General features: G+C 44.2%; 11 protein-coding genes. 7 read left to right on the top strand and 4 right to left on the bottom strand.

The annotated features are described in order from the left end of the window. Positions 1-24: 24 nt before the first annotated feature. Entirely contained in the window at positions 25-858 is an 834-nt protein-coding gene (menB, locus tag PY364_RS20300) for a 1,4-dihydroxy-2-naphthoyl-CoA synthase (RefSeq protein ID WP_275525273.1), read from the top strand. Between the two features lie 142 nt (positions 859-1,000). Here the strand turns inward: menB and PY364_RS20295 are convergent, their stop codons facing one another. Further along, a complete protein-coding gene (locus PY364_RS20295; RefSeq protein ID WP_275525269.1) occupies positions 1,001-1,294 on the bottom strand; it encodes a hypothetical protein in 294 nt (97 codons plus the stop codon). A 673-nt stretch (positions 1,295-1,967) separates the two neighbouring features. On the opposite strand from PY364_RS20295, the gene PY364_RS20290 reads away from it, so the two are divergent. The 4 genes from PY364_RS20290 (at position 1,968) to PY364_RS20275 (ending at position 6,352) form a co-directional block, all read left to right on the top strand. Continuing rightward, positions 1,968-3,221 carry a hypothetical protein gene (locus tag PY364_RS20290; protein ID WP_275525267.1) on the top strand — a complete coding sequence of 418 codons (1,254 nt, stop codon included), beginning with the start codon at positions 1,968-1,970 and terminating at the stop codon, positions 3,219-3,221. A 277-nt stretch (positions 3,222-3,498) separates the two neighbouring features. Beyond that, positions 3,499-4,191, top strand: a complete 693-nt coding sequence (locus PY364_RS20285) for a PspA/IM30 family protein (protein ID WP_275525265.1) — start codon at positions 3,499-3,501, stop codon at positions 4,189-4,191. Positions 4,192-4,611: 420 nt separating this feature from the next. Then, on the top strand, positions 4,612-5,385 hold the full coding sequence (locus PY364_RS20280) for a PspA/IM30 family protein (protein ID WP_275525264.1): 774 nt from the start codon (positions 4,612-4,614) through the stop codon (positions 5,383-5,385). A 376-nt stretch (positions 5,386-5,761) separates the two neighbouring features. Further along, positions 5,762-6,352: an excalibur calcium-binding domain-containing protein gene (locus PY364_RS20275; RefSeq protein WP_275525261.1), complete on the top strand. Its 591-nt coding sequence runs from the start codon at positions 5,762-5,764 to the stop codon at positions 6,350-6,352. A 6-nt stretch (positions 6,353-6,358) separates the two neighbouring features. Here the strand turns inward: PY364_RS20275 and PY364_RS20270 are convergent, their stop codons facing one another. Further along, positions 6,359-6,487, bottom strand: a complete 129-nt coding sequence (locus PY364_RS20270) for a hypothetical protein (protein ID WP_275525258.1) — start codon at positions 6,485-6,487, stop codon at positions 6,359-6,361. Positions 6,488-6,770: 283 nt separating this feature from the next. Here PY364_RS20270 and PY364_RS20265 point away from each other — a divergent pair, with 283 nt between their 5' ends. Then, positions 6,771-8,660, top strand: a complete 1,890-nt coding sequence (locus tag PY364_RS20265; RefSeq protein WP_275525256.1) for a ShlB/FhaC/HecB family hemolysin secretion/activation protein — start codon at positions 6,771-6,773, stop codon at positions 8,658-8,660. A gap of 534 nt (positions 8,661-9,194) precedes the next feature. After that, on the top strand, positions 9,195-9,509 hold the full coding sequence (gene grxC / locus PY364_RS20260) for a glutaredoxin 3 (RefSeq protein WP_275525254.1): 315 nt from the start codon (positions 9,195-9,197) through the stop codon (positions 9,507-9,509). 110 nt (positions 9,510-9,619) lie between these two features. Here the strand turns inward: grxC and menD are convergent, their stop codons facing one another. Together menD and PY364_RS20250 are read right to left on the bottom strand one after the other, a co-directional pair. Further along, a complete protein-coding gene (gene menD, locus PY364_RS20255) occupies positions 9,620-11,389 on the bottom strand; it encodes a 2-succinyl-5-enolpyruvyl-6-hydroxy-3-cyclohexene-1-carboxylic-acid synthase (RefSeq protein ID WP_275525251.1) in 1,770 nt (589 codons plus the stop codon). 84 nt (positions 11,390-11,473) lie between these two features. Then, the gene (locus tag PY364_RS20250; RefSeq protein ID WP_275525271.1) at positions 11,474-12,919 is read right to left on the bottom strand and encodes an isochorismate synthase; all 1,446 of its coding nucleotides are present in this window, start codon (positions 12,917-12,919) and stop codon (positions 11,474-11,476) included. Positions 12,920-12,993 lie beyond the last annotated feature (74 nt).

Here is a 12,993-nt window from a genome sequence, read left to right as displayed (position 1 = left end):
CTTCCCCTTCCCCTTCCCCTTCCTATGCAAATTGAATGGCAAACTGCCAAAACTTACGAAGATATTCTTTACCATAAAAGCGGCGGCATTGCCAAAATTACGATTAATCGCCCTCACAAACGAAACGCTTTTCGCCCTAAAACTGTTTTTGAACTCTGCGACGCTTTTGCCGATAGCCGTGAAGATAGTCAAATTGGTGTTGTTCTGTTCACCGGCGCAGGCCCACATACAGATGGGAAATACGCTTTTTGTGCTGGCGGCGACCAAAGCGTTCGCGGATCGGGGGGATATGTAGACGAGGCCGGCATTCCTCGGCTAAACGTGCTAGATTTGCAACGCCTAATTCGATCGATGCCCAAAGTTGTTATTGCCCTAGTTGCAGGTTATGCGATCGGTGGTGGTCATGTCTTGCATCTCATCTGTGACCTTACTATTGCTGCCGAAAACGCCATTTTTGGACAGACAGGCCCAAAAGTTGGGAGTTTTGATGGTGGTTTTGGTGCAAGTTATTTGGCAAGAATTGTGGGTCAGAAAAAAGCGCGGGAAATTTGGTATCTGTGTCGTCAATATACAGCAGCGCAAGCCGAAGCTATGGGTTTAGTTAACTGCGTCGTACCTGTCGAACAGTTGGAACAAGAGGGGATTCAGTGGGCGAATGAGATATTGGATAAAAGTCCGATCGCAATTCGTTGTCTGAAAGCTGCTTTTAATGCTGACTGTGATGGTCAAGCGGGACTGCAAGAACTAGCGGGTAATGCCACCTTATTGTATTACATGACTCAGGAGGGAGCTGAGGGAAAACAGGCATTTTTGGAAAAACGCCAGCCCGATTTTCGGAAATTTCCTTGGCTACCATAGAGATAAATTAGGTGGATTTACTTATTTTTTTAAATTCGGTCAGTTCCTAGATTTTTGATTAAGAGTTGGAGTTGTTAAAGTTAAATTCAAAGATCGTGCTTGGGTAAACTTGAGTAAATTTAAGTTAGCCCTTGGAGTTGGACTAAAACCGCACTATTTGGTTTGGGATTTCAGCTAATACTGGTCGAGAAGGTTCGTGGGGCTGGATCTCAGAACTTTGGAGAGCGATCGCACTCTGTAAGTTTGCTTCCTGCTGCTGCGAGAGCACCATCTCTTCTATTTCTTCCCAAACAGGGGCAAAGGGCGGGATCGCCAAAGAACAAGCAGTCCATGCGCTTTGAACCGGGACGTTTAGCTGCTGGCAAACACCACCACGTCTCCCTTCTGGGATATAATACCTACAGTGCCTACAAGCTGAAGTTAACGAGGTTTTCATAAAAATTCCCTTAGCGCATAATCTTCATTTCTTATATTGTGCAATGTTCTGTTGGCACGTCAGAACGCTCCCAAGCCTTTATTCTATCTAGCTTAGAGCGATCCCCAAGATGAAAAGAACCTTAATGATTTATTTATAATTCTGTTATATATATAAACAATTAAGTAATACGTGGATAATGACTAGGGGCTAAGCTAGGCTGAAGCATTAAGAAACTAACAGGGATCAAGCTAAAAGTTAAACGCCAATAGAGAAATATGTATCGAAAACAACAAAAATATCAAGATTAAAAAGAGAAAAGTTATCACTTATGAGTTGTAAAATTTAAATAACTGATAAGTGGTCGGGCATAATTTAAAGATAAGAGACCGATGACTGAAAAGCTAGCAACCTAAGTTTTTTCCTTTTTACCTTATGCCCTTAACCTAGCCTTGATCTCCACCCTCCGATGGTGCTTTAACTGTGGCTACCAGTCAAGGTTAAATCGGGACTTAAACACAGCGATCGCTCAGGCTCAAGTCCCCTTGGAAAAAGTAAGCGTCGCTCAGTCTGAACTAAACGCCTGTGGACGTTGCTATAAATCTGGTCGCCAGATTTAAAATAAGTATTGGTGGAACGGCAACCCAATACTTTAAAGTTCTAAAATCGATGAAGAGGTGGTAGGAGTTTTTTTATGAGTAAGCATTCCTCGGTTGAATCACCGGATAAATTATCCTCAAATCAAATTAAGCCTGCTCTACAGGCTGTGATGGGCTGTTTAGACATAAACCTAGAAGAAGAAGTGAGCCAGTATCGGCGGCAGCGACAGCGATCGCAACAATGGGTAGCCCCATCAGTCAGCCTTGGAGCCAAGCCAGCCAGTCCTTCCATAGATTTAATCTCTCCTGCTGTGGTAGAAAGCTCCGTTGAGCAGGGGGCGGTATTATCGCCAGAGATGAAGCCGCGACAAACTATTCATTTTGAGACGCGATCGCCAGCCTCACAACTAGCGATCGCAGACAACGCCGCAGGCAAAACCTTGACATCAGCAGGGAGCGATCGCCTATCTGCAAAATCAGCTAATAGCCTGCGATCGCCCAATAATTACCTCGCATCTAGCGAAGAACTTCTAAAAAGTTTAGACGAAGGAAAATCAGAAGCCCAGGCAGAACGCAGTTTAACTGCAAGTTTGTTTACTCCCTTGGGACTAAGCTCAATGCTACTGTTTCTGCTCTCCTGCATCGCTCTCGGCTACACAGTTATCAATCCCTCAATTCTGGCGAATCTAGGGTTCAACCGCTGGCTCAAGCAAAGTAGTCCTACCCCTGCGGCAAGTCCAGCTAATATCCCAACAGCCGACAGCGCTAATCAAGCGGAGCTCCCAAAAGCTCCCAATCTAGCTTCCAAGGAATTTGTAGAACTAGATTTGAGCACCCTCAGCAATGTAAAGCCGACTCCAATTCCCATTCCTTTACCATCGGCCAAACCTTCAATACCGCCAACTCCTAAGCCGGTTGCTGGGGTAAGTTTACCTAACGTCATACCACCACAACCAGCGAATGCAGCAAACACAAACGATGAGAGTCTTAATAATCTCAGTAGAGCTCTACTCCCCAAGCGATCGGCAACATCTGTAGTCCCAAGGCCATTAGCTCCGATACCATCGACGGCTAAGCCTACGGCATCCCCAGCAGCAACACCGAAGCCAGTTGTCTCAAATCCTGGCATCCCTGTAAAAGCTCAAGATGGTTACTATTACGTAGTCCTAGATTACAGCAATGAACAATCCTTAGAGGAGGCGCGAACGGCAGTTACAGATGCTTATGTCCGGGAGTTCCCAAATGGTGTCAAGATCCAAATGGGGGCTTTGGACAATCCTAGATCGGCCGAGCGTTTGGTAAAAGAACTCCAAGAAAAAGGCGTTGCGGCTAGATATTATCAACCGTGAGTGAGGGGAGAGGAGGAGATGGGAGAGGGGGAGATGGGACTGAGGGGAGAGGGGGAGAGGGGGAGAGGGAGAGGGGGAAAATTGCTTTCTTTTCTCGCCTCAAAGCCGCGAAGCGTTGGGAGTGCAACGGAGCAATCTCTCAAAACCGTGTTGGCGTAGCCTACCCATAGGGTTTAGCGTTGCGAGGAACAAAGCAAGCTGAAGCAATCTCAAAACTCCCCCGCTCCCCATCTCCCCTCAGTCCCCAAGTTTAAAATTGAAAATTGGGAGAATTTGTATGGGATTATTTGACCGCATCTGGCGAGTGATTCGCGCCAATATTAATAGTCTGGTTGGCGCGGCGGAAGATCCAGAGAAGATTCTGGAACAGAGCGTGATGGATATGCAGGAGGATCTGGTGCAGCTTAGACAGGCGGTGGCAGGGGCGATCGCTACTCAAAAACGCAGCGAGCGACAATGCGCCCAATCTGAGTCTGCTGCCTCCGAATGGTATCAGCGTGCCCAGTTAGCGCTGCAAAAAGGAGAGGAAAATTTGGCGCGGGAAGCTCTAACGCGGCGGAAATCTTACCAAGAGACGGCATCAGCGCTTAAGGCACAGCTAGAACAGCAGAGCGGCCTTGTGACTAAACTCAAGGAAAATATGCGGGGGTTGGAGGGGAAAATTTCGGAGGCTAGAACTAAAAAAGATATGTATATTGCCCGTGCGCGATCGGCTAAGGCCTCTGAGAAGTTGAATGAGATGATGGGGAATCTGAACACGGGAAGTGCTTTAAGTGCCTTCGATCGGATGGAGGAGAAAGTGATGCAACTGGAGGCTCGATCAGAGGCGATCGCGGAACTTGGAACTAGCGACTTGGAAAAGAAATTTCTCTCGTTGGAAGGAGCGAGTGATGTTGATGCTGAGTTGGCGGCGATGAAAGCGCAAATACTCCCTGGTAACAATGCGCCTAAATTGCCCTCTGGTGAGTGATGTAACAGAAAACAGAAGACAGAAGACAGAAGCCAGACAGACTAAGACTAAGGCAGGAGGCGATCGCGGCTTCTGTTTAAGTTAGGACTTGCCCTGACAGTAAGGCCGCTCTCGCTTGCGGAGCTATAACCGCCCAGAGGGCGGCGTTACAGTGAACGTGCTAGTATATCTGTTAGGATCTACGGCAGTTATTGATGAATCTTTAAATAAAGGACTGAAATAAACTTGATGAATTAGCTTCAAGGAACTTTGCTGCAAGTCTCAGAAAAATCGCTTTAAACTGGATTTATGCGCTTGGGAAAGTTGCTTGAGGCAAAATCTCATTAAAAATCTGACCAACAGAATTTCGTGCTCCCAGGCTAATGCCTAGAGCTTCCTTCCCACCTACCTCGTAAACCGCAATAAAGGAAAAATAGCGTTATGGGATTATTTGATCGCATTAGCCGAGTTGTGAGAGCCAATCTCAACGATATGGTCAATAAGGCTGAAGACCCGGAAAAGATTTTAGAACAGTCCATCATTGATATGCAGGAAGACTTGGTGCAGTTGCGCCAAGCAGTTGCTACCGCGATCGCTACTCAAAAACGCACTCAGACACAGCACGCTCAAGCCGAATCTCAAGCCAATAATTGGCAATCGCGAGCTCAGCTAGCTCTCCAAAAGGGGGATGAAGCTTTGGCCCGCGAGGCGCTGGTTCGCAAGAAGTCTTATGCTGAGACGGCGGCGACGCTGAAGGCTAGTTTGGATCAGCAAACTGGTCAGATGGAAAGTCTCAAGCGCAACTTGATTGCTCTGGAAAGCAAGATTTCTGAAGCTAAAACTAAGAAGGATATGCTGAAGGCGCGGATTTCTGCTGCTAAGGCTCAGGAGCAATTAAATAGCACTATTGGCTCTCTGAATACGAGTAGCTCTATGGGTGCTTTTGAGCGGATGGAAGAAAAAGTCTTGCAGATGGAAGCTCGCGCAGGTGCGTCGGCGGAGTTGGCTGCTGGCTCTGGTTTAGAACAAGAGTTTCTGAAGCTGGAAGCTGGCGGTGGTGTTGACGATGATTTGGCGGCTTTGAAGGCGCAGATGAGTTTGGGTTCAGCGACAACTGGTTCTCTCCCTGCGGCGGGTCAAACTTCTGGTACTCCATCAAATTCTGTTGTCGATCCTGAACTCGAAGAGTTGCGATCGCAGCTCAATAAAATCTAGCGTATATCTTCCGAGGGAAGAAGGAAGAGGGAAAAAGGAAAAGAGCTTTGACTCTCTGGATTATCCAAGAGAACAGGAAAAACCGAATAAAAGTAAAACCTACACAAGCGTCACAAGATCGGAGGTAGTTTATTTACATTATTGTGCTAGAGCCCCTAAGCGCTAAAGTCCAACAATGTACTTAAATTTTAAACCCGATCTTGTGGTGCTTGTGTAATATCTATTAGGACTTACTTAAGAACAAGGTAGGCATCACCGTGCCCAAACAGGAAAATTGTACGCTAAGGCTGAAAGCTTTATCCAGAAAGCATCTTAGCCACTAATATCTGTACATCCCTGCTGTTTGGCGGCTTACCCTCATTTTATTGGTCAAACCATGCCCAAAAGTCTAATTACTCTGGCGCTGATCGTTAGTCTCTGTGCCACTTTTGTTGGCTGCTCTAGCCCAACTACTGAGGTTACTGAGCCTACACCATCGGATTATGTAGCTCCCGCACAAGTGACTACACCGGAGGCGATCGCCCTCAAACCGACAGTTTTACTAGCTAAGATCAAAGCTATACAGACTGTTGGCTCTAGCCTTGACCGTGATGATGCTCAGGTATGCCAACAACAACGCACTGAAATCAGACCGAAATTAGGTGAAATCAGCTCTGCTATTGAGCAAGCGCGATGGGGTGCTGGGATAACCGAACTCAAAGTGGCTTATACGCAATTGGGTAATTGCTTGGATTGTGGTAAGTCTGGTATTGAATCCTGCAACGAGGTTAAGCGCTTGCTGATAGCCTCAGAATTGGAGATTAATGGCAAAGTAGACCCTAACAAAGGAGAGCTGCCAAAATGCGTTAGTAGCAAGTGTGATTGCAGCGACTTCAAGGATAAATCTGAGGCTCAAAGGGTGCTGTTTGCCTTCCCAGATGATCCTTTCAAGCTTGATCCTGATGTTGATGGGGTTGCCTGTGAGTAGCCCGATTTAAAGGCTATCACCTTGGATTGCATAAAGCTCATAACCATGAGTTTTCCGGCTGATGAGTTGGTTAGAGACAAAAAAAACGCCGTCTGAGTTAGTCCATAACGGCGGTTTTTGTTGTGTTTTGGTCATTTGACCCCTAAGTGCAAATTCCTAAATATATAGCAACCGCCAAGGCGCTTAGGGCAACTCCAACTCTTACCTCTGGTTCATAATCCCTTAAGTCGTAAGCTTTTCCCTCTTCCCTCTTCCCTAGCCCCTAGCCCCTAGCCCCTAGCCCCTAGCTATACCAAGCACGTATCACGTCTTTATTATTTTGTCAACAATACTGAGATGTAAGTAATTGTCACAATATCTCTAAAAAATTAATACAAAGGTGCTACACTCCAAAGGCAAGGTGCTTCTCAGAGTTTAAATGCCTGCTGTCACCCCACCTGCCATGCCCCGGAAACTTTTCAAAGGCTGTTTGAGGATAAATTTCACACTCGCACTGCTTTGTAACTGCTCAGTTACAGCTTTTTATCCTCAGCCATTAATAGCTCAAACTGCTGAAAGCAACCTCAAATTATCGGAAGATGCGCGATCGCGAATATTGCCATCAATTCCACTGGCAATTCCACCTAAAAACATTGCAAATGGACTGGATATCAGCTCAATTGGAGGCTGGGAAAACTCAAAAATAGCTCAGATTCCCAACCCTGGGATACCGACTCCGCCGCCACAGCCAGAATTGCCGATACCGTCGCCTTTACCTCCTCCAGAAGAACTTCTCCAGCCTTCAACGCCCACTCCTGGTAAGCCTGAAGAAATGCCCAACGTTCCAGGGACGGTGACAGTAGAGCGGTTTGAAGTAGTTGGTAGCACTGTCTTCAGTAAAGAAGAATTAGATAAGTTATTGGCAGATTTTACGGGTCGCCCCATTACCTTTGCAGAACTGCTGCAAGCTCGTTCTGCTGTAACGCAACTTTATATCAACAAAGGCTACATTACTTCGGGGGCTTTGATTCCACCTCAAAGTATGACGGGGGGTGTGGTCAAGATCCAGGTGATTGAAGGTAGGCTAGAAAGTATTAGTGTGGAAGGGAATCAACGGCTTAATCCTGAGTATGTACGGAGTCGATTGGCGATCGCTACTCAAACTCCCCTGAATCAAAACCGCCTACTAGAAGCTTTACAACTGCTACAACTCAACCCCCTCATCCAAACTATCTCGGCTGAGCTCCAAGCAGGATCGCGCCCCGGTTTAAACTTGCTGGAAGTGCGGATTAAAGAAGCAAAGACTTTGAACTCACGCATCTTTGCCGATAATGGGCGCTCTCCGAGCGTGGGGACTTTCCGACGGGGGGCAGAAATTGGCTCAGGTAATGTATCGGGTAGGGGCGATCGCGCCAGTTTGACTTATACCAACACAGATGGCAGTAATAGTGTGGAACTTAACTATACGCTACCTGTAAATCCACGTAATGGCACGGTCAGTTTCCAGCTCAGTAGGAGCAAGAGCAATATTATTGAGCCTCCCTTTGACGAACTAGACATTGAAGCCAAAAGCCGCGACTACGAATTAACCTACCGCCAGCCGATAGTCCAAACTCCTAACCAAGAAATTGCCTTGGGGATCAGTGCTGCTCGGCGGGAGAGCGATACCTTTCTGTTGGGGGTAGAATATCCCTTGTCGCCGGGTGCTGACGATCGCGGCAGAACTCGCATTTTTGCAGTTAGAGCGTTTCAGGAATACACCCAGAGGGGAGCTAGACAAGTTTTTGCGGCGCGATCGCAGTTCAGTCTCGGAATCGGAGCCTTTGATGCTAATGTCAACAATTCTGAACCTGACAGCCAATTCCTGGCGTGGCGGGGTCAAGCACAGTATTTGCGCTTGCTAGCACCAGATACGCTGTTGCTGCTGCGATCGGATGTGCAATTAGCTGCTGGGGAACTCGTACCCTTGGAGCAAATTGGTTTAGGTGGCTTAGATACAGTGCGGGGTTATCGTCAAGATTTATTGCTGACGGATAATGGAGTTTTTGCTTCGGCTGAAGTCCGGTATCCAATTTATCGCACCCGCGACAAAAAAGGGATTTTGCAGGTAACGCCGTTTATTGACTTTGGTAGAGCTTGGAATAGCGGTTCTAAAGGAGAACCTGACCCGAATACTTTGGTATCTGCGGGGTTAGGTTTGCGGTGGCAATATGGCGATCGCTTTACAGCCCGCTTTGAGTGGGGTATTCCTTTGATTGAGGTCAAATCTAGTGACAGAACTCTGCAAGAAAGGGGATTATATTTTTCTATAGAGTTCAAACCTTTTTAATAGATGTTGAGTTCTGACTCTACTCTTGGCGGAATGACGATATTCCGCTATATATATGGATAACGAGTCTAGACGAGAGTTCTTTTCTGGTTGCATCACCCAATTAAACCAATAGGTTTTCCAAGAAAGTCATGTCTAAAGTGCAGTCGCTATTTCTCAGCTCTTTTGCATCAGGGTTTGGTCTTTGCTCAGTCGTTTTCGCGATATTTAGCATGACATCAGGGTTATCATTTATGAGTTTTTTTCGGTTCCTATTAGCTGTGCTGTTTTTTGGAATCAATTTATTATTTGCACTACACTACTATACGGCAATGTCAAAAGAGTTGAATTTTAGAAATAGAAATAAAGCGAGAATTGAAAAATAAACTCTGCCAATTTTAACTTGCTTTACAGTAGCTAACACTGTTTTTAAATATGCCGCATAAGTCGCAGAGAGGTTAAGGTAAAGCAAACTATGCTGTTGAGACTTGATTGAGAATTGTTATAATAGCTTAAATGTCAGTTCTTAGATCCACATTTACCAGGGTAATAAAAATGCTTGATTTCCTTAATCCTGTTTTAGGTCGCCATCCAGAACGCATTAAAGCCAATGTCGAAATTTACACTTGGCAAACTTGTCCGTACTGCATGAGGGCAAAATTATTGCTGTGGTGGAAAGGTGTAAACTATACTGAATACAAAATTGACGGCGACGAAGTTGCTAGAAATCAAATGGCTGAACGTGCAAATGGACGGCGTAGTGTACCACAGGTTTTCATTAATGATCGGCACGTTGGTGGTTGTGATGACATCTATAAATTAGATGGAAATGCACAGTTAGATCCGCTATTAACTCAGCCATCTGGTTAGTATAAAAACTGCTTTGAAAGCGGTTAAGGTTATACGTAACGCCGCCATCTTGGCGGTAAAGTTACTGCCAGCTTGGCGGTTGCTATATAATAATAGAGATTTTGAGCTGTCTATGAAGACGAGAGTTTAAGTAGATTGTCTTTACGCCATTTGGCATCTTCTCGTCGATTTGTTTGCAATTCTAAGACGCGGATACCACTGCTAGGTAATGGGTTTAAACGTTGCTTTAGCTGTTCCCAAGAATCAACGATCTCATGTTCAACATCGTAAGTTGCACACAACTGAGAAAAGTTAATATTCTGGGGAGTAGCAAAAAATTCTTCAAAGGGAGGATCGAACTTAGCTATAGGCAACATTTCAAAAATGCCGCCGCCGTTGTTGTTGATTAAAATAATTGTTAGATGTCCGATAAATTTGTTTTTTAATAAAAACCCATTTGTATCGTGTAAAAGTGCTAAGTCACCTGTTAGCATAACACTACTTTGATTGCGATAGGCTATACCTAAAGCTGTTGATAAAGTGCCATCAATTCCATTAGCACCTCGGTTGAAAAAAGGTTGTATATTTAAGTTATTAGGAACCCAGAAAAATTCTACATCCCTCACTGGCATACTGTTGGCAATAAATATCGGGGTGGCGGTTGGTAAAATCTGAGAAATTAGCCAAGCAGCTTTGGGCTCAAGTATGTTGTTAATACCAGCCATTTTTCGATCGATTGCTTTTCTGATTTTGGCTTCAGTGTTACACCATAATTGGAGATATTCTTTGCTTGAATTATACTCAATAAATTTTGTCTTGGCAAGTACAGAAGCAAGGGCTTCTACTGATGTTCTTAGGTGAGAAGTTTTGCCATGAAGGGGGTCAAAATTGCGATCGCTGGGGTCAATTATCCATCGTCTAGGTTGGGTATTTTCTAACCAAGTTCGTAGGTTTTTACTAATTGGTAATTCTCCTATTTGAATTACCATATCTGGCGTTAATTTTTCTGCTATTTCCTGGTTTCTGATAATTAAGTCATAAGTAGAAATTAGATAAGGATTTAGTTGAGAATAATTTCTTAATGGTGATAGTCCTTCTGCTAAAACTGGCCATCCTAAAGTTTGAGAAATCTGGGCGACTGCATGGCAATATGTTTCTGGAAACTGAGGCTGCGCGATGCCGGCAATGATAATTCCTTTATTATAATTTTGAGCAAATATTTCTGTCATAATTCTTTCAGATTGAAGGGATTTTTTGTCCCAAAAACCTTCGATATTAGCAACAAAAAAATGACAATTATCAAAGAAGGTTTCGGTGTTAAATTGCGATCTGAAAGCTTCAGTTGCAAGTTCTGGAATAGGTGCGAGAGGATCGCGAAAGGGAATATTTATATGAACCGGGCCAGGAACAGGAAAAAATGAATTTTCCCAAGCATGAATTGCTGTTTGTCGTAAATAGTTTAGCATTCCTATTTCCGCAGATGGCATTGCTAATTCGGTTTGCCAATTGGGGTAATTACCATATAGTTTAACTTGGTCAATTGCTTGTCCTGCATGACATTCACGAAGTTCTGGAGGGCGGTCTGCTGTTAATATTAGCAAGGGTATTCTACTTTCTTTGGCTTCAATTATGGCTGAAAAAAAGTTGGCTCCAGCGGTTCCAGACGTGCAAACTACTGCTACTGGAAAACCAGTTTTTTTGGCTATTCCCAAGGCAAAAAATGCGGCTGAACGCTCATCGAGTACGGGAATTGCTTCTATTTTATGATTCTGAGCAAAGGCAATTGTTAGGGGTGTGGAACGGGAGCCTGGACAAATGACGACGGTGGTTAATCCTAGGCGTTGCCAAGTCTCTACTAAGATGGATGACCACAGGGTATTTGTATTACGAAAATCTATCATTTTTTAGTTGTTAGTTGTTAATTATTAGTGGTTTTTCCTTCTTTTTACCCTGTGCAAAGCCGAAGAGCTTTCTTCCTTTTTTCTTCAAACTAGAGCATTTAAAAGTGCTTGCAATTTCAGTTTGATTTCTGCTAACTCTTTGTCTGGTTCAGAACCAGAAACAATACCAGCACCAGCATAAAGTCTAGCACGATTGCTATCTATAAAAGCAGAGCGAATCCCGACAGCAAATTCACCATTTCCTTGATGATCTACCCAACCTAAAGGTGCTGCATAAAGAGAGCGGTCGAATGTTTCATAACGGCGAATTTGTTCTAAGGCAATATCTCTGGGTACACCTGCAACTGCTGGCGTAGGATGGAGCTCTGCTAAAATCTTCAATAAATGAATTTCTGGGGAAACTTGAGCTTTAATGGGTGTCCATAAATGCTGAATGTTGGAAAGTTGCAAGAGGTACGGCCGGGGAGATATATGAGGTGTGATGCCAAGATTATATAAGCGTTCGATGATAAAATCAATGACAGCACGATGTTCTCGTAAATCTTTTTCACTACATAACAAACCATTGGCTAAATCGGTATCATTAGATATGGTTTTGCCCCTGGGTGCTGAACCGGCTAAAGCATCTGTTACTAACTGATGGTTGTGGATGCTGATTAAGCGCTCTGGACTAGCTCCCATAAAATTTTGACCTTTGCCGTTACTGGTGGAAAATATGTAACAACCTGGATAAATGAGCCGCAAATTATCTAAGGAATTAATCAGATTAAACTCGGTATTTGAAAATACATCTATGGCATGAGAAAGAACAATTTTACTAAAATATTTAGCTTGGATTAATTCTAAAACAGATTTCACAGATGTTTCAAATTGACTGGTATTATTCATGTTTATTTTTTTCAAATAAACTGAGCCGTTGCTAGGGATTATTAATGATTTATATTTGCTTGAGCTGATTTTGTTGATTTGGTTCCAGATTTCGTCAGAGATCAGCTTAATATTTATATCTATATTTATGACTGTGTTGGCAACGAGAATGTAGCTATTTTTTTGTCTCGTAATTTGCCAGCGAGGTAAAAATATGGTCGCCGGGGGAAAGTCAGAACTAGCGGCGATGTTCTCATCAAAAAAAGTAAAACTACAGAAGAAATGAGGCCCACCAAAAGGGATGTGTGTAGTACCAACGGCAATTGTACTAGCGAGACATGACTGAATAAATTCTTGAGCGCGGACAAATCGCTGAGAGCCTTCTACTGTTAGATGAATGGCGGAATCAATGGCTGCGATCGCGAATCCACTGCTAATGTGATTTTCTGCCCTTGAATCTTTTTTTTCAAAATAAAAATGTCGCCGATCTGGTTCAGCAATTGCCTGAAGGACGGCAAGGGGATCGACGGAAGAAATTTCCAGAGAAATACTGACTATTTTTGTCGAGTCTTTTTCAGTTAAAGACTGCTGACAATCTAATAGAAATTGATGCAGTTCCTTGCGGTCTTGAAAAAGATGAGTGCGATGGGGTATCACTGGCATGGAAGCAAAAATAGCAGATTTGTCTGAAGGATCGCGGGTATATTTTAGGTACAACTCCCTATCCAATCTAAGCA

This window comes from Kamptonema sp. UHCC 0994 (assembly GCF_029167235.1).
In the GTDB taxonomy this organism is placed as follows: Bacteria; Cyanobacteriota; Cyanobacteriia; order Cyanobacteriales; family Microcoleaceae; genus Kamptonema.
Note: the sequence above shows the minus strand (reverse complement) of the source record. Positions and strands in the feature narration are given on the sequence as shown.

Coding starts and splice junctions, on each gene's coding strand:
- menB (WP_275525273.1), top strand. CDS start 25: ATGCAAATTGAATGGCAAACTGCCAAAACTTACGAAGATATTCTTTAC.
- PY364_RS20295 (WP_275525269.1), bottom strand. CDS start 1,294: ATGAAAACCTCGTTAACTTCAGCTTGTAGGCACTGTAGGTATTATATC.
- PY364_RS20290 (WP_275525267.1), top strand. CDS start 1,968: ATGAGTAAGCATTCCTCGGTTGAATCACCGGATAAATTATCCTCAAAT.
- PY364_RS20285 (WP_275525265.1), top strand. CDS start 3,499: ATGGGATTATTTGACCGCATCTGGCGAGTGATTCGCGCCAATATTAAT.
- PY364_RS20280 (WP_275525264.1), top strand. CDS start 4,612: ATGGGATTATTTGATCGCATTAGCCGAGTTGTGAGAGCCAATCTCAAC.
- PY364_RS20275 (WP_275525261.1), top strand. CDS start 5,762: ATGCCCAAAAGTCTAATTACTCTGGCGCTGATCGTTAGTCTCTGTGCC.
- PY364_RS20270 (WP_275525258.1), bottom strand. CDS start 6,487: ATGACCAAAACACAACAAAAACCGCCGTTATGGACTAACTCAGACGGC.
- PY364_RS20265 (WP_275525256.1), top strand. CDS start 6,771: ATGCCTGCTGTCACCCCACCTGCCATGCCCCGGAAACTTTTCAAAGGC.
- grxC (WP_275525254.1), top strand. CDS start 9,195: ATGCTTGATTTCCTTAATCCTGTTTTAGGTCGCCATCCAGAACGCATT.
- menD (WP_275525251.1), bottom strand. CDS start 11,389: ATGATAGATTTTCGTAATACAAATACCCTGTGGTCATCCATCTTAGTA.
- PY364_RS20250 (WP_275525271.1), bottom strand. CDS start 12,919: ATGCCAGTGATACCCCATCGCACTCATCTTTTTCAAGACCGCAAGGAA.